The 18,960-nt window shown below is 44.9% G+C and carries 17 protein-coding genes and 1 pseudogene; 15 read left to right on the top strand and 3 right to left on the bottom strand.

Annotation, left to right across the window (positions count from 1 at the left end):
• The first annotated feature begins 49 nt into the window (after positions 1-49).
• A complete protein-coding gene (locus tag NSQ09_RS08190; RefSeq protein WP_003240256.1) occupies positions 50-295 on the top strand; it encodes a YczI family protein in 246 nt (81 codons plus the stop codon).
• Positions 296-300: 5 nt separating this feature from the next.
• Here the strand turns inward: NSQ09_RS08190 and NSQ09_RS08195 are convergent, their stop codons facing one another.
• Complete coding sequence (locus NSQ09_RS08195) at positions 301-588, bottom strand: antibiotic biosynthesis monooxygenase family protein (protein WP_144459185.1); 288 nt, start codon at positions 586-588, stop codon at positions 301-303.
• Between the two features lie 150 nt (positions 589-738).
• Between NSQ09_RS08195 and pbpC the strand changes: the two genes are divergently transcribed.
• The 4 genes from pbpC (at position 739) to NSQ09_RS08215 (ending at position 7,741) form a co-directional block, all read left to right on the top strand.
• On the top strand, positions 739-2,745 hold the full coding sequence (gene pbpC, locus NSQ09_RS08200; RefSeq protein WP_014478860.1) for a penicillin-binding protein 3: 2,007 nt from the start codon (positions 739-741) through the stop codon (positions 2,743-2,745).
• A gap of 100 nt (positions 2,746-2,845) precedes the next feature.
• The gene (locus tag NSQ09_RS08205; RefSeq protein ID WP_017697334.1) at positions 2,846-3,748 is read left to right on the top strand and encodes an aldo/keto reductase; all 903 of its coding nucleotides are present in this window, start codon (positions 2,846-2,848) and stop codon (positions 3,746-3,748) included.
• 185 nt (positions 3,749-3,933) lie between these two features.
• A complete protein-coding gene (gene mtlR, locus NSQ09_RS08210) occupies positions 3,934-6,018 on the top strand; it encodes a mannitol operon transcriptional activator MtlR (RefSeq protein ID WP_306372707.1) in 2,085 nt (694 codons plus the stop codon).
• A 211-nt stretch (positions 6,019-6,229) separates the two neighbouring features.
• Complete coding sequence (locus NSQ09_RS08215; RefSeq protein ID WP_043858111.1) at positions 6,230-7,741, top strand: class I adenylate-forming enzyme family protein; 1,512 nt, start codon at positions 6,230-6,232, stop codon at positions 7,739-7,741.
• Positions 7,742-7,760: 19 nt separating this feature from the next.
• On the opposite strand, the gene NSQ09_RS08220 is transcribed toward NSQ09_RS08215, so the two are convergent.
• Complete coding sequence (locus tag NSQ09_RS08220) at positions 7,761-8,357, bottom strand: class I SAM-dependent methyltransferase (protein ID WP_341030902.1); 597 nt, start codon at positions 8,355-8,357, stop codon at positions 7,761-7,763.
• A gap of 155 nt (positions 8,358-8,512) precedes the next feature.
• Here NSQ09_RS08220 and NSQ09_RS08225 point away from each other — a divergent pair, with 155 nt between their 5' ends.
• The 5 genes from NSQ09_RS08225 (at position 8,513) to amj (ending at position 12,347) form a co-directional block, all read left to right on the top strand.
• A complete protein-coding gene (locus tag NSQ09_RS08225) occupies positions 8,513-9,373 on the top strand; it encodes an SDR family oxidoreductase (RefSeq protein WP_129137457.1) in 861 nt (286 codons plus the stop codon).
• 15 nt (positions 9,374-9,388) lie between these two features.
• The gene (lyxE, locus tag NSQ09_RS08230) at positions 9,389-9,892 is read left to right on the top strand and encodes a D-lyxose ketol-isomerase (RefSeq protein WP_003234400.1); all 504 of its coding nucleotides are present in this window, start codon (positions 9,389-9,391) and stop codon (positions 9,890-9,892) included.
• Positions 9,893-9,980: 88 nt separating this feature from the next.
• On the top strand, positions 9,981-10,532 hold the full coding sequence (locus tag NSQ09_RS08235) for a GNAT family N-acetyltransferase (RefSeq protein WP_213383160.1): 552 nt from the start codon (positions 9,981-9,983) through the stop codon (positions 10,530-10,532).
• A gap of 77 nt (positions 10,533-10,609) precedes the next feature.
• Entirely contained in the window at positions 10,610-11,032 is a 423-nt protein-coding gene (locus NSQ09_RS08240) for a pyridoxamine 5'-phosphate oxidase family protein (RefSeq protein ID WP_015252796.1), read from the top strand.
• A gap of 505 nt (positions 11,033-11,537) precedes the next feature.
• Positions 11,538-12,347 carry a lipid II flippase Amj gene (gene amj / locus NSQ09_RS08245; RefSeq protein ID WP_032722918.1) on the top strand — a complete coding sequence of 270 codons (810 nt, stop codon included), beginning with the start codon at positions 11,538-11,540 and terminating at the stop codon, positions 12,345-12,347.
• Between the two features lie 44 nt (positions 12,348-12,391).
• Here amj and NSQ09_RS08250 read toward each other — a convergent pair whose 3' ends face one another.
• Positions 12,392-12,682: a DUF3817 domain-containing protein gene (locus NSQ09_RS08250; RefSeq protein ID WP_015252794.1), complete on the bottom strand. Its 291-nt coding sequence runs from the start codon at positions 12,680-12,682 to the stop codon at positions 12,392-12,394.
• 184 nt (positions 12,683-12,866) lie between these two features.
• On the opposite strand from NSQ09_RS08250, the gene lrpC reads away from it, so the two are divergent.
• The 5 genes and pseudogenes from lrpC to epsK all read left to right on the top strand — a co-directional run bounded on the left by lrpC (position 12,867) and on the right by epsK (position 18,960).
• Complete coding sequence (lrpC, locus tag NSQ09_RS08255; RefSeq protein WP_003246585.1) at positions 12,867-13,301, top strand: transcriptional regulator LrpC; 435 nt, start codon at positions 12,867-12,869, stop codon at positions 13,299-13,301.
• Between the two features lie 64 nt (positions 13,302-13,365).
• The gene (locus tag NSQ09_RS08260; protein ID WP_341030911.1) at positions 13,366-15,549 is read left to right on the top strand and encodes a DNA topoisomerase III; all 2,184 of its coding nucleotides are present in this window, start codon (positions 13,366-13,368) and stop codon (positions 15,547-15,549) included.
• Positions 15,550-15,662: 113 nt separating this feature from the next.
• A protein-coding gene (locus NSQ09_RS08265; RefSeq protein ID WP_087614160.1) for an IS3 family transposase occupies positions 15,663-16,813 on the top strand; the annotation gives its coding sequence in 2 pieces (ribosomal slippage) (positions 15,663-15,936 and positions 15,936-16,813; 1,152 coding nt in all).
• 226 nt (positions 16,814-17,039) lie between these two features.
• Positions 17,040-18,128, top strand: a complete 1,089-nt coding sequence (locus tag NSQ09_RS08270) for a lipoprotein (RefSeq protein WP_003246551.1) — start codon at positions 17,040-17,042, stop codon at positions 18,126-18,128.
• A pseudogene (gene epsK / locus NSQ09_RS08275) lies at positions 18,109-18,960 on the top strand (cyclic-di-GMP receptor EpsK). The gene NSQ09_RS08270 and the pseudogene epsK overlap by 20 nt, the downstream one beginning before the upstream one ends.

The following is an 18,960-nucleotide window of genomic DNA, read 5'->3' on the forward strand; positions in this document are numbered from 1 at the left end:
AATATAGCCATAACGTTCAATATTTCGTATATAAGGAAGGATGGTCCTTTTGTTTCGGATTTTTAAAATGTCTTTTGCGGTTATCATTATTATACTGGCGCTTATTGCTTTTAACTATACGGAACACACCTCTGTTATCCAATCAGTCATGCTCGTCTTTCTTGGTGCGGTCATGTTTATGCAGGGGCTTGAAGAACGCAAAAAAGAAAATGACGGCTCAGGCGCTTTTAATATTTATACCGCCGTTTTTGTATGGTCTGTCTCCCTTATCGGTTTTACACTTCATATTATATAAATCTATTACACATCCTGAAAATGCTTGACCGTCGGGAACGGGGTATAGAACCGATGAAGCAAGGCTTTCCACTCTTGATACTCTGAAGAACCGCGAAAGCCTTCCGTATGGTCCTCAAGTGTTTCCCACTCCACAAGAAGCAGATATTTATGCGTTTCCTCCATGCATTTTGATAACGAGTGAGTGATATAGCCCTTCATGCCGGAAATAATCGGCGCCGCTTGCCGGAATGCATCCTCAAACTCTTGTTCAAGGCCTTCTTTAATGTGAAGCATTGCTGCCTCCCTGACCATGCGATCCCTTCTTTCTGTCTTTTCAAATAGTCTACAGCAAACGATAGGAGATTTCTGTAAAATCGGTGAACTTTTCCTTCATTTTCAAAAAAATCTTGCACGCACCAATTCAATTAAGAGAAAATAACAAGTGGAAGGCAGGGGAAAGTCATGTTAAAAAAGTGTATTCTACTAGTATTTCTATGCGTCGGATTGATTGGGTTAATCGGATGCTCCAAAACAGATTCACCAGAGGATCGCATGGAAGCATTCGTGAAACAGTGGAACGATCAGCAATTCGATGACATGTATCAAAGCCTGACTAAAGATGTCAAAAAAGAAATCTCCAAAAAAGATTTCGTCAACAGGTATAAAGCCATCTATGAGCAGGCCGGCGTAAAAAATTTGAAAGTCACTGCGGGAGAAGTAGATAAGGACGATCAAGACAACAAGACAATGAAACATATCCCGTATAAAGTCAGCATGAACACAAATGCCGGCAAAGTCAGCTTCAAGAATACTGCTGTGCTGAAATTAGAAAAAACAGATGACGAGGAGTCATGGAATATAGATTGGGACCCATCGTTTATTTTCAAGCAGCTGGCTGACGACAAAACCGTGCAAATTATGAGCATTGAACCGAAACGAGGCCAAATTTACGATAAAAATGGAAAAGGTTTAGCTGTCAATACAGATGTTCCGGAAATTGGAATTGTTCCCGGAGAGCTTGGCGATAAAAAAGAGAAAGTTATAAAAGAACTCGCCAAAAAACTTGATTTGACTGAAGACGACATCAAGAAAAAGCTGGATCAAGGCTGGGTAAAAGACGATTCGTTTGTGCCGCTCAAAAAGGTCAAGCCTGACCAGGAGAAATTAGTTTCTGAAGCGACGTCATTACAAGGCGTAACAAGAACGAATGTCAGCTCCCGCTACTATCCGTATGGCGAAAAAACAGCCCATTTGACAGGCTATGTCCGCGCCATTACAGCGGAAGAACTGAAGAAAAAGAAAGAAGGAACGTACAGCGATACGTCTAACATCGGTATCGCCGGACTTGAAAATGTGTATGAAGACAAGCTAAGAGGCACAACTGGCTGGAAAATCTACGTGCCGCAAACCGGGGAAGTCATCGCTGAAAAGAAAGCAAAGGACGGCGAGGATCTTCACCTCACAATTGATATCAAAACGCAAACGAAGCTGTATGATGAACTGAAGGATGACAGCGGGGCGGCAGTCGCGCTGCAGCCGAAGACAGGCGAAACACTCGCCCTTGTCAGTGCGCCTTCCTACGATCCAAACGGATTTATTTTCGGCTGGAGCGATAAGGAATGGAAAAAGCTAAACAAAGATAAAAACAATCCGTTTTCAGCGAAATTCAATAAGACATACGCGCCAGGTTCTACCATTAAACCGATTGCGGCTGCTATTGGAATCAAAAACGGCACCCTTAAAGCCGATGAGAAGAAAACAATTAAAGGCAAGGAGTGGCAAAAAGATTCGAGCTGGGGCGGCTATTCAGTGACACGTGTGTCTGAGAGACTTCAACAAGTCGATTTGGAAAACGCCCTTATTACGTCAGACAATATTTATTTTGCCCAGAATGCGCTTGATATGGGAGCGGATACCTTCACAAAAGGCTTAAAAACATTCGGTTTTTCAGAGGACGTTCCGTATGAATTCCCGATCCAGAAATCGTCTATTGCAAATGACAAGCTTGATTCAGACATTTTGCTTGCGGATACAGGCTATGGACAAGGGCAAATGCAAATGTCTCCGCTTCACTTGGCAACTGCTTACACGCCATTTGTTGACAATGGAGATCTTGTCAAACCGACGCTGATCAAAAAAGATTCACAAACAGCTGATGTTTGGCACAAGCAAGTGGTCACGAAGGAAGGAGCGGCAGACATTACAAAAGGTCTGAAAGGCGTTGTGGAAGATGAGCGCGGATCAGCGTATCAGCCTGTCGTGAAAGGAATCACAGTGGCTGGAAAAACAGGAACAGCCGAGCTGAAAACATCAAAAGATGATAAAGACGGCACGGAAAATGGCTGGTTTGTCGGCTACGATTACAAAAACAAAGACCTGCTTGTCGCCATGATGATCCAAAATGTGCAGGACCGCGGCGGCAGCCACTATGTCGTTGAGAAAGCGAAAAAGCAATTTCAATCGAATTAAAATGTCTTTTTAAAAGGAGCGAAAGGAAAAAGGGGATCTGAGGCCGAATGAACTAGTAAGGGGCAAAACCCGGTTTATACAAAGAAAAGAGGGATTTTGCATGCAGCGTATTCAATTGGCGGAGGATCTTCAATTTTCAAGAGTCATACACGGGCTTTGGCGGCTGAATGAATGGAACTATTCAGATGCTGAACTTCTAAGCCTCATTGAATGGTGTATCGATCACGGCATCACGACCTTTGATCATGCGGATATTTATGGAGGCTATACGTGCGAAAAGCTGTTTGGAAACGCCCTTGCCCTTTCGCCTGGATTAAGAGAAAACATAGAGCTGGTCACAAAATGCGGTATCGTTCTTGAATCGCCTGAACGGCCCGCTCACAGATCGCATCATTATAACACAAGCAAATCGCATATTTTGGCATCCGTTGAGCAATCGCTTATGAACCTTAGGACGGATTATATCGATGTGCTGTTGATTCACAGACCGGACCCGCTCATGGATCCGGAGGGGGTAGCAGAGGCGTTTCAGGCCTTGAAATGCTCTGGCAAGGTCAGGTACTTTGGCGTTTCAAATTTTAAAGATCACCAGTATCGGATGCTTGAATCGTATTTGCCCGAGAAGCTCGTGACCAACCAGATTGAGCTTTCCGCTTATGAATTAGAAAATGTGCTCGACGGCACTTTGAACCTCTGTCAGGAAAAACGGATTCCGCCGATGGCTTGGTCGCCTCTGGCAGGCGGCAAAGTATTCACTGGTGACACGGAAAAAGACCAGCGTGTCCGCACGGCGCTTGAATCCGTCCAAGGGGAAATCGGCGCTGCTTCATTGGACGAGGTCATGTACGCATGGCTGTTCACGCATCCGGCCGGCATTATGCCGATTGTCGGAAGCGGAAAGCGCGAGCGGATTTCCGCCGCGATAAATGCGTTGTCATACAAGCTTGACCAGGATCAATGGTTCCGCATTTTTACAGCCGTACAGGGTTACGATATTCCATAAAAAGCATCAGCTTACCAGCTGATGCTTTTTCAATATTGTCACACCGCATAGTGCCAAATTACCATTTATAAGTGATTGATTCTTTCTTGAAAGCGTTTTATATTAAAAGGAAACCTCTCTATATCCTCTACTGCATCTCCTTGCGACTTCATCCGCACATCAAGATTGGCTAGGAGGTCTTTTTTATGTATATGACTGCCAGAGAACAAAAGCTGTTAAAGCACTTATTATTACAAAACAGATATATAACCGTAACTGAGCTTGCTGAGCTGATGCAAGTCAGCACGAGAACCATTCACAGGGAACTCAAATCAATTAAACCGCTGATGGAAACCGTGGGGCTTACGTTAGATAAACAGCCCGGTAAAGGGTTGAAAGCAGTGGGAAGTCCCGAGGGTAAACAAAAGCTGCTTACTGATTTATCATATGAACAGCATGAATACAGCGCCGACGAACGGAAACTGCTCATTCTTTGTTCGTTATTAGAGTCTCAGGAGCCCGTCAAACTGTACACGCTTGCTCATGATCTCCAGGTGACGAATGCCACGGTCAGCTATGACTTAGATGAGCTCGAGAAGTGGATTTCTCCCTTTGGACTGACACTGATCCGCAAAAGAGGTTTTGGCATCCAGCTCATAGGGCCGGAGAATGCGAAACGGAAAATTGTCGGCAACTTGATTGTGAACCGTCTCGACATCCAAATGTTTTTGGAAGCGGTTGAATTAAACATCAAAGGAAAAACCGATTCTTCAGAGAAAATGTTCGGGGTTGTCAGCAAAGGTGAGCTGTTAAAAATGGAGCGCATCTTATTTCAGCTCAAAGAAAAAATCGCTTTTTCATTGTCCGACAGCTCCTATATAGCGCTCGTCGTCCATCTGACGTATGCGATCGAACGAATTAAGCTTGGGGAAACCATCACCATGGAGCAAAATGAGCTTGAGGAACTGAAGAACGCGAAAGAATACAGTTCGGCTCTTAAAATCGCGGGCGAGCTTGAACGTGCCTTCGGCGTGACGATCCCAGAGGCAGAGGTCGGCTATATTACAATCCACCTTCGAAGCGCCAATCGAAAATACAAAACAGAATACAAAGCGCAGGAAATTGAGCTGGAAACAGCCCTGCAAACAAAGCGGCTCATTGCTTTTATTTCAGACAAAATCAGAATGGATCTGACGAAAAACTACTCTTTATATGAAGGCTTGATTGCCCATTTGGAGCCGGCCGTCAGCCGCATAAAAGAAAATATTGAGATATACAATCCGATGAAGGAACAGATCAAGCGCGATTATTTTCTGCTTTATATGGCGATCGAAGAAGGTGTCGAAAAGTATTTTCCGGGCATGTCCTTTTCTGATGATGAAATCGCTTTTATCGTTCTTCACTTTGGCTCGGCTCTTGAAATCAAAAAAGAAGAAGCAAAAGTGAAAGCGCTTGTCGTCTGCTCAAGCGGGATCGGCTCCTCGAAAATGCTTGCCTCCAGACTGAAAAAAGAGCTGCCGGAAATTGAATCGTTTGATATGTCATCTCTGATCGAGCTAAAGGGGAAGGATGTTCAAGCCTATGATATGATTGTGTCCACTGTACCGATTCCTTATGAAAACATTGATTACATCATGGTCAGCCCGCTATTAAATGAGGAAGACGCAAACCAGGTCAAGCAGTATATCAAGCGGAAGATTCCCCTTATTCTTAACAAAAAAAGAAGCCCGAAGGAAGAGGCGCAGCAAGCTGATGTACCTGACATGCTGGAGGCGGCGGAAAGCATAGGGCGGTATATGGAGGTTATCCAAAATGTTCTGCGCCATTTTACGCTAGCTCAACTCAAAACAAACCCGGACCATAGCATGCTTCTGCTAGAGCTTTTTCAACAGCTGAAGAAGGATGGCCTGATCCGTGATCCGGAAAAAGCCGCGGTTTGCCTGGCTGAGCGGGAGAAACAAGGGGGATTGGGAATCCCCGGAACAAACATGGCGCTTTATCATCTCAAAAATGATGAAATCGTCCTGCCTTTTTTCAAAATGTTTGATCTCAGCACCTCCTATGAAGTGGATGGCATGGACGGAAATACCCTCAGGATGACACGCATTCTCGTCATGATGGCGCCTGGCTCATTATCTGCTGAAGGCTCGGAGATTTTAAGCGCGATCAGCTCGGCAATTATCGAGAGCGGAGAAAGCATGGCGGGGTTTCAGGAAGAAGGAGAACAAGAATTGTATCAGCGGTTAAACCGCATATTTTTCACATGGATGAAAGAAAAAAACATACTGTAAACCTGCATGGCACACGTCAAAAATTTGGCGTGTGTTTTTCTGTGGATGGGGAACAAAATAAGAAAATGTGGGACTATTTTATCATTCAGTATTGGAATAATTCCAAAATGAAATAGTTTTACAAGTTATCTTTTTTGGGTTAAAATGGGTGAGGTAAGGAAGAAAATCTAACAAATTATTGAAGATTCAAGAGAATATAGGAGATGACGATATGGAAACATTACAGCATCTGATTCTGCATGACATGCCGAATAGCGAAGAAATAGAGGCTGTAAAAAGCGGAGACCATACACTGACATATAAAGGTTACCGTAAACGGATTAATCAGCTGGCGAATGCCATGCTTCAAAAAGGAATTCAAAAGGGTGACCGTGTTGCATTGCTTTGCAAAAACGGCCATCCCGCATCAACTGTTATGTTCGCCGCGCTTGAAATAGGTGCTGTTGTCGTACCTGTCAGCTGGCAGCTGAAACCATATGAAATGACAGGCATTTTAAAAGCAAGTGAACCAAAAGCGATGTTTTACGGAGCGGAGTTTAAAGAGATACTGGATGAAGTTCTTCCTGAATTGTCCTCACTGTGTGTAACAATGGAAACAGGAACAGCTTACGAAACATCTGCTGAATTTGAAGCGCTGTTTGCAGGTCCTGATCATTTGCCAGAGACGGAAATGGTTTCCCCTGATGATACAGCACTTCTGATGTTTACATCTGGAACAACGGGAAACCCGAAAAGATGCATGATTACACATGGCGGCATATACAGATACGTTAAAAAATCCAACAGCTCAATAGCACGTATGAAGGGCCTTCGTTTTCTCGCGTGCCATCCGATTTATCATACGAGTGCGCTCATTTGCATCATGCTTGGAACGTTTGCAGAAACAACCTTTGTGTTTACAAAGGATCAAGATCCTGTTCACATGCTGAAGGTCATTGAAGAAGAGAAAATTCAGACCGTGATGGCTCTTCCTGTGTTTTACACGTATTTGCTTGAGGCGTGGGAAACGCACCAAACTGACTTATCTTCACTTGTTATTTTAATGACAGGCGGAACAAAAGTGCCGAGCAGCCTAATCCGCCGCTATCTTGATATTGGCATTCCGCTCGCGCATGGCTATGGAAGCACTGAGGCTTGGGGCATCAGCACATGGACGCCTGATATGGGAATGGATAAAGCGGCATCTGCAGGAAAACCTGTGGCAGGTGTTAAAGTCAAAGTGGAAGATCCTCTGACCGGAGAAGAACTTCCTCAAGGAGAAATCGGCGAAATCGTTGTTCACACGCCATTCTTATTTAAAGGCTATGAAGACAACCCTGAAGCAACAGCGAAAGTGCTTCAAAACGGATGGTTTAGAACCGGAGATTCAGGCTATGTGGATGAAGATGGCTTTATTTTCATCACGGGACGCTACAAGGATGTCATTATTTACGGAGGCGATAACGTCTATCCTGATCAGGTTGAAGAAGTTATCCAGCAGATCCCGGGAATCCTTGAAACGGCTGTGGTCGGTATTCCAGACCCGCTTTACGGTGAAAAACCGAAAGCTTTTATCGTGAAAAATGGCGGCCAGCGCATCACGGCAGAGGATGTCATTGCATTTTGTAAAGAACGCCTGTCCGCTTACAAAATACCTGAAGTTGAATTTGTTAACGAACTGCCGAAAAACAACCTTGGCAAGGTGAAAAAAGACGTCCTGCGCAATCAGGCTGTACATTCATAAAAGAAGAAGCCCGTCCACTTTATGTGGCGGGCTTCTTTGCAGTTGCACAGACGGAAAGCTCAGGCTTAATGTTCTTAAATTTTATATCAATGTCTTCGAAGCCGGCTGCTTTAAAGTCAGCAATCATCTGTCTTCCAAATGATTTGGTTTTCTCAGGACTGGCATCCGCTTCCCGCGGCTGCATCGTAATGGCTGCTTTGCCGCCTGGCTTTAATGCCCGATAAATCTGTTTCATGCCTTTTGTTTGGTCATTCCAAATGGTGTAGTTGTTAACGGAAATCACTTTATCATAAAACGAGGCGGGGAGAGGAAATGTCTCGATGCTTCCTTGTATCAGGCGCACACCCTTGGATTTCACTCTGCGGGCGGCCATCTTCAGCATGGCCTCTGACACATCAATCCCATGAAGCTGAACATCCTTCTCGCGTTTCAGCACCTTCTCTATGCAGTATCCCGGGCCAAACCCGACTTCTAAAATGCTGTCCCCGCGCGTGATACCCAGCTGATTGATTGTCCACTGATTCAGTGTTTGATTTTCAGCAGCCATGATGTACCCGGCAATCATGCCGATGACGCCCTTTGGCCTGCTGAATCTTCTAGAAAGCATGTTAATCATTCAGCAATCAACCCCCTTTTTGAGTTAATTTCCTCTCAGCGTTCCATGTGAAACATTTTTCTGATAAAGCAATGCGAAGGTGCCAAGCCATGTTTATCCAAAGAGTGTGTGAGGTACACAACAAATAGACATGAAAACAAAGGAGGAGAATCATCATGGCAAATTATCCAAAAGAACTGCCGGCACAAACTCAAAGTCGCCAGCCGGGAATTGAAAGCGAAATGAATCCAAGTCCGGTGTATGAGTACGAGGATTATAAAGGAGCAGACAAATTAAAAGGAAAAGTAGCTCTTATTACAGGCGGCGACAGCGGGATCGGACGCGCGGTTTCCGTCGCTTACGCAAAGGAAGGCGCAGACATCGCCATTGTGTATAAGGATGAGCATGAAGACGCTGAGGAGACGAAGAAACGTGTTGAACAAGAAGGCGTAAAATGCCTGCTGATTGCTGGTGACGTAGGTGAAGAGGAATTCTGCAATGAAGCGGTTGAAAAAACGGTCAAGGAACTAGGCGGCCTTGACATCCTTGTCAACAATGCAGGTGAACAGCACCCGAAGGAAAGCATCAAAGAGATTACGAGCGAACAGCTTCACCGCACATTAAAAACAAATTTTTATTCTCAATTTTATTTGACTAAAAAAGCAATTGATTACCTGAAACCGGGCAGCGCCATCATCAATACGACATCCATCAACCCGTACGTAGGGAACCCGACACTGATTGATTATACAGCGACAAAAGGGGCGATCAATGCCTTTACAAGAACAATGGCGCAGGCGCTTGTCAAAGACGGCATCCGTGTAAATGCAGTCGCGCCGGGTCCAATTTGGACGCCACTAATCCCAGCTACGTTCCCTGAAGAAACAGTTGCTCAATTTGGGCAAGATACGCCGATGGGCCGTCCTGGACAGCCTGTTGAGCACGTCGGCTGTTATGTGCTTCTGGCATCAGATGAGTCCTCTTACATGACAGGTCAGACCCTGCATGTCAACGGCGGAAACTTTGTGACGACATAAGAGGGAGTGAGACATATGGGCATCACGAAAGAAGAAGTGAACAGCTACTATCAAAAAGCAGGGATTGTATTAACGGACGAGGAAGTAGACCAAATCCAGCTGATGGATTACGGCTTAGGGAAAGAAAGAAAAGTCGGGCTCCAGCTCTTCGTCTACGTCAATACAGACCGTTATTGTTCAAAGGAATTGGTGCTGTTTCCGGGACAGACTTGCCCGGAACACCGCCATCCGCCGGTCGACGGCCAGGAAGGCAAGCAGGAGACCTTCCGCTGCCGCTACGGAAAAGTGTATCTTTACGTAGAAGGAGAAAAAACGCCGCTTCCAAAAGTTCTCCCTCCTCAGGAAGACAGAGAACATTATACGGTCTGGCACGAAATTGAGCTAGAACCGGGCGGGCAATATACAATCCCCCCGAATACAAAGCATTGGTTCCAGGCCGGGGAAGAAGGTGCCGTCGTGACGGAAATGTCATCGACGAGCACGGATAAACATGATATCTTTACCGATCCAAGAATATAAGGATGAGGCTTAGCAGCCCCATCCTTTTTTGTATTGAAAAAAACGGAATCATCGCTATAATGGGTAAAAAAGGAAAGAGGGCGAGGCAATGTTCACCTGCAAGGTAAATGAGCACATCACCATCCGTTTATTGGAGCCGAAGGATGCTGAGCGGCTGGCCGAACTCATTATCCAAAATCAGCAGCGGCTTGGCAAGTGGCTGTTTTTCGCGGAAAACCCAAGCAGCGCTGAAACGTACCGAGAAACAATCATTCCAGATTGGCGGCGCCAGTATGCCGACCTGAACGGCATTGAGGCGGGGCTCCTTTATGACGGCAGCCTATGCGGCATGATCAGCCTGCATAACCTTGATCAAGTGAATCGTAAGGCGGAAATCGGATATTGGATTGCCAAAGAATTTGAAGGGAAAGGCATTATTACAGCTGCCTGCCGAAAACTCATTACGTATGCTTTTGAAGAGCTTGAGCTGAATCGTGTGGCGATCTGTGCGGCTGTCGGAAACGAAAAAAGCAGAGCGGTTCCGGAGCGGCTCGGGTTTCTAGAGGAAGGCAGGGCACGGGACGGCTTATACGTAAACGGCATACATCACGACCTCGTCTACTACAGTCTGTTAAAGCGTGAATGGGAAGGCGAAAAATAAAGAGCACACTTTCTTGTTTAAATCTTCCCCGGATGTGGAAAAGTAACAGCGGAGACGTTAAAAAGGAGTGATTCGAGATGAATCAGCAAGACATTAAACAAAAAGTGCTTGATGTTCTAGATCACCATAAAGTAGGTTCGCTCGCAACAGTTCAAAAGGGCAAACCGCATTCCCGCTACATGACTTTTTTCCATGACGGGCTGACGATTTACACACCGACAAGCAAGGAAACTCATAAAGCAGAAGAAATTGAGAACAACCCCAATGTCCACATTTTATTAGGCTATGATTGTGAAGGTTTTGGCGACGCATATGTCGAAGTTGCCGGAAAAGCCAAAATCAACAATTCGGCAGAACTCAAGGACAAAATATGGAGTTCCAAATTAGAGCGCTGGTTTGACGGCAAGGATGATCCGAATCTGGTGATTCTTGAAATTGAACCGGAGGATATCAGATTAATGAATGCCGGGGAGAAAACACCGGTCTCACTCAAACTATAAAAAATTTGTGTTTTCAGGGGCGATATGTTATTATGAATAGCTAGTAAGAAAAATAAGCAAATAAAAAAGAAAGTAAACTTCTTTTTTCTGTTTTGAGAGAGAAGCTTACCGCTTCCCAAGCAGCATAACCAGCTGCCCTTATTCTTTTCCTTCATAACAAATCGCCCCTAACGATGAGATGGAAAAAAGACTTTTTTGTTTTACAATTCACACCGGCGCGGCTTCGGAGCCGCAGTGACGATTGAGAGGTAGGGCTTTCGTTGTCTTGTGTTCAAGAAATTTCCATGGTGTTTACTTTCCAGAATGATTCTTCGGAACAATGCTTTATGAATCTAACCCGCCTGACTTGGCGGATGATATAATCTTTATTTGCGTATAGAAAAGAATAAGACAAACCGCCCGGCGTACGCCGGACGGTTTTTTTATTGCAAAAAACACATCGTACTGAAACCTCCTTGTCTTCTTTCCAGTCTTATCTCTAGGATGAAATTGGAGGAAGAATAACGTGCATGTCATTACAACACAAGTACTTTTTATTTTTTGTTTTTTATTGCTGATTCACTCGATAGAAACCTTAGCCTATGCTACAAGGCTTTCCGGGGCCCGCGTTGGATTTATTGCGTCCGCGCTTTCTCTGTTTAATGTCATGGTCATCGTATCCAGAATGTCGAACATGGTGCAGCAGCCCTTTACTGGGCATTTAATTGATGCTGCTGGAAAAAACGCACTGGCGATTGTAGGGGAGCAGTTCCGCTTTTTAATTTTCGGATCGACAGTCGGCACCATTTTGGGCATTATCCTGCTCCCGTCTTTTGTCGCTCTTTTTTCAAGGGCGATTATTCACTTGGCGGGCGGCGGCGGCTCCGTTTTTCAAGTATTCCGAAAGGGATTCTCGAAACAAGGATTCAAAAATGCCCTTTCCTATTTGCGTCTGCCGTCCATTTCATATGTAAAAGGATTTCATATGCGCTTGATTCCGAAGCGTTTGTTTGTCATCAACATGCTGATCACATCGATTTATACGATTGGCGTGCTTTCGGCTTTATACGCAGGCCTTCTGGCGCCGGAGCGCAGCACGACAGCCGTCATGGCTTCGGGTTTGATCAACGGAATTGCGACGATGCTGCTGGCCATTTTTGTTGATCCTAAAGTATCCGTTCTAGCTGATGATGTGGCAAAAGGAAAACGAAGCTATCTCTATTTAAAATGGACCTCTATCACAATGGTCACATCAAGGGTGGCGGGCACACTCCTCGCCCAGCTCATGTTTATTCCGGGGGCCTACTATATCGCGTGGCTGACAAAGTGGTTTTAATAAGAAAGGCTGGATCATAAAGATCCAGCCTTTTTTGCGTTCCCTTATTTATATTTCCTTAATCCGCGGTCGTACAAAAAATTTCCGAATGGGACGAAAGCAGCGACGAAGCCGGCAGCTGACCATTTCAGCGGCCATTTGACAGAGAAGGTTGCATAAGCCAAGACAAGCAAATACAAAATGAACAACCCGCCGTGAACCGAACCGACAATTGTCACCGCAAGCGGAAGGCCTGCCCAATATTTAAGCGGCATAGCGATGAACAACAGGATTAAGAGTGACATTCCTTCAATAAAACCCATCGTGCGAAGTCTTCCGATCGGCGTGTGCAGCATAAATCGCCCTCCTTGTGGACACGTTTTCATTTTATACTATAAACAATCCGGAGGGGCATATGACAGCTTTCAAAAAATGTTCGGAAAACATTCATTTTTACATGCCTTTTCTAGGGAACTGTACTTGTCATTTACAAAAATACCCGAGATAATGTGTACAAAATCAAAAAAGAAGGATGTTGAAATGAAACTTGACCAGATTGATCTGAATATCATTGAGGAGCTTAAGAAGGACAGCCGTTTGTCGATGAGGGAATTAGGCAGAAAAATTAAGCTGTCGCCTCCATCTGTGACAGAACGGGTAAGACAGCTTGAATCGTTTGGCATCATCAAGCAATACACGCTGGAGGTCGACCAGAAAAAACTTGGGCTTCCCGTTTCCTGTATTGTGGAAGCAACCGTTAAAAACGCGGATTACGAGCGGTTCAAAAGCTATATTCAAACATTGCCGAATATTGAATTTTGCTACCGGATTGCAGGTGCAGCCTGCTATATGCTGAAAATCAATGCCGAAAGCCTCGAAGCGGTAGAAGATTTCATTAACAAAACATCGCCCTACGCGCAAACCGTCACTCACGTCATTTTCTCAGAAATTGACACGAAAAACGGGCGCGGTTAGAGAGTGCCGCGTGAAGTCTGTTATAATAACAGGATGAGCGCGAAAGAAAGAGAAGTGATCAAGCATGTCAAAAACAGTTGTATTAGCTGAAAAACCTTCAGTCGGCCGGGATTTAGCCCGGGTGCTGAAGTGCCATAAAAAAGGAAACGGTTATCTCGAAGGCGATCAATATATTGTGACCTGGGCTTTAGGCCATTTGGTGACGCTTGCTGATCCGGAAGGCTACGGAAAAGAATTTCAATCATGGCGCCTAGAGGATCTGCCGATTATTCCAGAACCCTTGAAGCTTGTGGTGATAAAAAAAACCGGAAAGCAGTTCAATGCAGTCAAATCCCAGCTTACCCGTAAAGACGTCAATCAGATTGTCATCGCGACTGACGCAGGCCGGGAAGGTGAGCTTGTTGCGCGCTGGATCATTGAGAAAGCGAATGTCCGAAAACCAATCAAGCGGCTGTGGATTTCATCTGTGACGGATAAAGCGATCAAGGAAGGTTTTCAAAAGCTGCGCAGCGGCAAAGAATATGAAAACCTGTACCATTCTGCCGTCGCCAGAGCGGAAGCGGATTGGATTGTGGGGATCAACGCCACCCGTGCACTTACCACAAAATTCAATGCCCAGCTCTCATGCGGGCGTGTGCAGACTCCGACGCTTGCCATGATTGCAAAGCGCGAGGCAGACATTCAGGCGTTTACGCCCGTTCCGTATTACGGCATCCGTGCTGCAGTCGACGGCATGACGCTGACGTGGCAGGATAAGAAATCAAAGCAGACGAGAACGTTCAATCAAGATGTAACAAGCCGTCTGCTAAAAAATCTCCAAGGAAAGCAAGCGGTCGTAGCTGAGCTGAAAAAAACAGCGAAAAAAAGCTTTGCGCCTGCGCTTTATGATTTAACGGAGCTGCAGCGTGACGCCCACAAGCGCTTCGGTTTTTCTGCCAAAGAAACGCTTTCTGTCCTGCAGAAGCTATATGAGCAGCATAAGCTCGTCACATATCCGCGGACGGACTCTAGATTTTTATCCAGTGACATCGTCCCGACGTTAAAAGACCGTCTGGAAGGCATGGAAGTAAAACCGTATGCCCAATATGTCAGCCAAATTAAAAAACGCGGCATTAAATCTCATAAAGGATATGTCAATGACGCGAAGGTGTCAGACCACCACGCGATTATCCCGACCGAAGAGCCGCTCGTTCTCAGCAGTCTGAGTGATAAAGAACGAAAGCTGTATGACCTGATTGCGAAACGTTTCCTGGCTGTATTAATGCCTGCATTCGAATATGAGGAAACAAAGGTCATCGCAGAAATCGGCGGAGAAACCTTTACGGCGAAAGGCAAAACCGTGCAGTCGCAAGGGTGGAAAGCCGTTTATGATATGGCGGATGAGGATGATGAGCAGGAGGATGACAGAGATCAGACACTTCCTGCGCTTCAAAAAGGCGACACACTTGCCGTCCGCACGTTAACGGAAACAAGCGGCCAAACGAAGCCGCCTGCCCGCTTTAATGAAGGAACCTTGCTGTCAGCGATGGAAAACCCAAGCGCGTTTATGCAGGGAGAAGAAAAAGGCCTCGTCAAAACGCTTGGAGAAACAGGCGGCCTCGGCACGGTGGCAACGCGTGCCGACATTATTGAAAAACTGTTCAACAGCTTTTTAATCGAGAAAAAAGGCCAAGATATTTTTATCACATCTAAAGGAAAACAGCTCCTGCAGCTTGTTCCGGAGGATCTGAAATCACCGGCCTTAACAGCAGAATGGGAGCAAAAGCTGTCTACGATCGCGGCCGGCAAATTGAAATCGGCTGTTTTTATTAAAGATATGAAGGCTTACGCTCACCAAACGGTAAAAGAAATCAAAAACAGCAGCCAAACCTTCCGACATGACAACATTACGGGAACGGCATGTCCGGAATGCGGCAAAATGATGCTGAAAGTAAACGGCAAACGCGGGACGATGCTCGTGTGCCAAGATCGTGAATGCGGAAGCAGAAAAACGATTGCCCGAAAAACAAACGCACGCTGCCCAAATTGCCATAAAAGAATGGAGCTTCGCGGCCAAGGCGAGGGCCAAACCTTTGCGTGTGTGTGCGGTCACCGTGAAAAGCTCTCTGTATTTGAAAAACGAAAAAACAAAGACAAAGCGCGTGCTACCAAACGGGACGTATCCTCTTATATGAAAAAACAAAATAAAGATGAGCCGATTAACAACGCGCTGGCAGAACAGCTGAAAAAACTCGGTTTGGATAAATAATAAAAAAACCTGTGCCTATGGGACTGACCCCATAAGATGAGACAAATAAAAACACCTTCAAGTTTGAATACGGATGATTGTTATCCGAAATTAGACTTGGAGGTGTTTTTTCTATGGGGACAAGAGTGAGTTATCCGGTTGAAGTGAAACAGAAGGCTGTAGAAATGAGATTGGCAGGCGTACCTATGAAAGAGATCATGCAGGAGTTGAATATCAAAAATAATACGCAGATTAAGACATGGGTCAGATGGTATAAGGCTGGTGATACACATCGATTTGAACAGCCTGTTGGTAAGCAATACACTTATGGAAAAGGTCCGGAGTATTCTTCCGAATTAGAGAAACTGCAGGCAGAGAATCGATATCTGAGACAACAGAATGAAGTGTTAAAAAAGTACAACGAATTGGAAAGGAAGTTGATAGCCAAACGTCAGTCGAACTTGTAGAAGAATTGCACAGCACAATGACCGTGCAGGATATCTGTATTCATTTAGGTATCTCTCGCTCGTCTTATTATCGTTGGAAGAAGAATCTGAAGAAAGATCATCCCAAGCGCCATTTAGAAAAACAAATCGGCACGTTGTGCCGAGAGCACCAGTATCGATATGGATATCGAAAAATCACAGCTATATTAAAAAAGAGAATGTGTATTAACCATAAAACGGTTCAGCGTATTATGCAGAAAAATCAGTGGCAGTGCCGGGTTAAGGTGAAAAAGCGCAAGAAGAATGGGCAGCCATATGCCGTGGTCGACAATATATTAGATAGGAACTTTCAGTCTGATCATCCTCTTGAAAAACTAGTAACAGACATCACGTATTTGCCTTATGGACAGAAACAATTGTACCTTTCCAGTATATTGGATGTATATAATGGAGAAGTGATTGCTTTTACGATTGGAGATAAGCAGGACACAGACTTTGTCTTACACACACTTGATCAACTGCCAACACTGCCTGAGAACTGCGTGTTACATAGTGACCAAGGATCTGTGTATACATCTTACGAGTATCAGAAAGCTGTTAAAACAAAAGGCATTACCATGAGCATGTCCCGCAAAGGGACACCCGCTGATAATGCCTCCATCGAATCGTTTCATTCCTCACTAAAGTCTGAAACGTTCTATCTTAACAGCATTGATCGAACCACGACCGCCATCGTAGAACGCACTGTCATAGAATACATTCATTATTATAACAATATTCGTATTCAAACGAAACTAAACAACCAATCACCGATAAATTATCGGCAATTGGCTGTTTAAAAGGTGTTTTGATCCCTGTCTCAAAAACGGGGGTCAGTCCCTATCGCACAGGTTTTTTATTGGACTTAGGTCCTGTTTTCTTAATGTTCAAAAAGGGGAAAAAAAGCTAGCAATCTGCATTTTTTTCTTTTATAGTAAATGTACTTTGTAACATGGCAGTCATATTTTCGTCTATAACTATTTGTGAGCGTCTGATTTGCTTCAGGCGACAAAGGGGGATTTGCCTGTGAGGCATGTACTAATTGCTGTCATCTTATTCTTCTTATCTATCGGACTTTCCGCAGGGTGTGCTGAAGCTGGAAACAAGACCCAAAATCAGTCGGCGACAGAAGTGAATGCCAGCCCGCTCCAGCCGGCGGAATATTTCATCTATCACAATTTAATGAATGACAAAGGGCTGATCAAAACCGATTTTTCAGACCAGCCTTCTTACTTGTCGGAATCTCTCGGACTGTGGATGGAGTTTCTGCTCAGCAAAAATGACGCACCACATTTCCAGGATCAATATCAGCATCTGACTGATTCATTTCTGATGAGCAATCACTTGGTGACGTGGAAGATTCAAAATGGCCAAGCGAGCGGGACGAATGCGCTGATAGATGATATGAGAATTATGCTGTCTCTTGACCAAGCCGCCGCAAAATGGGGCCGCAGCGACTACGCGCAAACGGCTAGGGATATCGGCACGTCTTTGAAGACATACAATATGAACAACGGGTTTTTTACAGACTTTTACGACTCACAGGCCGCTTCAAAGGATGTGACGCTTTCATACGTCATGCCTGATGCCTTAGCTGTCTTAAAGAAGAATGGAATCATAGACGAAGAAACAGAACAGCGGAATGCCAATGTTCTCTATTCAGCTCCTTTAAAAAATGGCTTTCTGCCGAAGACATACAGCTCGGAGACGAAGGAATACACATATGATAGTGAAATCAACCTGATTGATCAGCTTTACGCTGCTTGGCATTTGCCGGAAGGGGATGAAAAAGCATCTGTTTTAGCGGACTGGATCAAGCAGGAATTTCAGAAAAACGGAAAGCTGTACGGGCGGTATTCGGCATATACGAAGGAGCCTGCCGTCCAATATGAGTCTCCATCCGTATATGCCTTAGCCGTATTGTTTTTGACAAAACAGCATGAAAACAGTTCTGTCATCAAAGCCATATATGACAGAATGAATGACTTTGAAATTCATGATCCGGTGAAATCGTATTATGGAGGCTATATGAGCGGCACTCAGACGCATTCATTTGACAATCTGCTGCCGCTGTTAGCCGAAAGGAAGCTTTTTAATGAAAATATCATTCAGTGAATCACAAAAATTATTTGCTTATTTTTCAGGGCTCATCGCGGCCCTGTCTTTGTTTATTTATTATGTGTCAGCCCAGCAATCAGAAGGTGCTCTGATCCTTTGCATCACATTTGGCGTCATCGCCGCAGGCATCTGGTTCGGCCCGATTTACGCGCTGGCAGTGACCTTAATCGTACTCTTTGTTCTCGGCACCTTAATGATGTTTTTCCAGACTGGACAGACATCGCTCTTTCCGGCTGAGGAAGGGCTGCGAATGCTTGTCGTGTGGGGAATCGCGCTTTTGCTGTTTTCTTTTATTTCTGGAAGAATCCACGATATTACAGCAGAGCTTCGGCGCTCAATGACACGGCTTCAATCCGAAATTAAAAGCTATGTTGCTGTTGACAGAGTGACCGGTTTTGATAACAAGCAAAGGATGAGGCTGGAGCTTTCAGAAGAAATCAAGCGAGCGGAGCGCTATGGCAATTCTTTTGTTTTTTTGCTGCTGCATATGCATTATTTCAAAGAGTTTAAGTCTTTGTACGGTTAAAAAGAAACGGACCGCCTCTTCCAATATGTCAGTCAGCAAATCAGGACAAGCGTTCGGGAAACGGATAAGAAATTCCGTCCCTCTGACGAGCGTATCGGGATCGTGCTGACGCACACGCCTGCTGAACATATGCCGGCCGTTCTGACCAAGCTGAAGAAACAATTGGATACATATCAGCTGGAAAATGGAAAGTATGTGTCGCTTACGTTCCACGTTTGCTATTTGCCCTACCGCAACGATATCAAAACAGCTGATCAATTTTTAGAAGAACTGGAAAACGAGATGATGATGAATGAACTATAA

The sequence above is a fragment of the Bacillus sp. FSL W8-1202 genome (assembly GCF_038006165.1).
Taxonomy (GTDB): Bacteria; Bacillota; Bacilli; order Bacillales; family Bacillaceae; genus Bacillus; species Bacillus subtilis.

Excerpts from the sequence above, each read along its gene's own strand:
- mtlR (WP_306372707.1), top strand. The coding sequence starts at position 3,934 with ATGTATATGACTGCCAGAGAACAAAAGCTGTTAAAGCACTTATTATTA.
- NSQ09_RS08225 (WP_129137457.1), top strand. The coding sequence starts at position 8,513 with ATGGCAAATTATCCAAAAGAACTGCCGGCACAAACTCAAAGTCGCCAG.
- NSQ09_RS08195 (WP_144459185.1), bottom strand. The coding sequence starts at position 588 with ATGGTCAGGGAGGCAGCAATGCTTCACATTAAAGAAGGCCTTGAACAA.
- NSQ09_RS08220 (WP_341030902.1), bottom strand. The coding sequence starts at position 8,357 with ATGATTAACATGCTTTCTAGAAGATTCAGCAGGCCAAAGGGCGTCATC.
- NSQ09_RS08260 (WP_341030911.1), top strand. The coding sequence starts at position 13,366 with ATGTCAAAAACAGTTGTATTAGCTGAAAAACCTTCAGTCGGCCGGGAT.
- NSQ09_RS08205 (WP_017697334.1), top strand. The coding sequence starts at position 2,846 with ATGCAGCGTATTCAATTGGCGGAGGATCTTCAATTTTCAAGAGTCATA.
- NSQ09_RS08215 (WP_043858111.1), top strand. The coding sequence starts at position 6,230 with ATGGAAACATTACAGCATCTGATTCTGCATGACATGCCGAATAGCGAA.
- NSQ09_RS08235 (WP_213383160.1), top strand. The coding sequence starts at position 9,981 with ATGTTCACCTGCAAGGTAAATGAGCACATCACCATCCGTTTATTGGAG.
- NSQ09_RS08250 (WP_015252794.1), bottom strand. The coding sequence starts at position 12,682 with ATGCTGCACACGCCGATCGGAAGACTTCGCACGATGGGTTTTATTGAA.
- pbpC (WP_014478860.1), top strand. The coding sequence starts at position 739 with ATGTTAAAAAAGTGTATTCTACTAGTATTTCTATGCGTCGGATTGATT.
- lrpC (WP_003246585.1), top strand. The coding sequence starts at position 12,867 with ATGAAACTTGACCAGATTGATCTGAATATCATTGAGGAGCTTAAGAAG.
- lyxE (WP_003234400.1), top strand. The coding sequence starts at position 9,389 with ATGGGCATCACGAAAGAAGAAGTGAACAGCTACTATCAAAAAGCAGGG.
- NSQ09_RS08240 (WP_015252796.1), top strand. The coding sequence starts at position 10,610 with ATGAATCAGCAAGACATTAAACAAAAAGTGCTTGATGTTCTAGATCAC.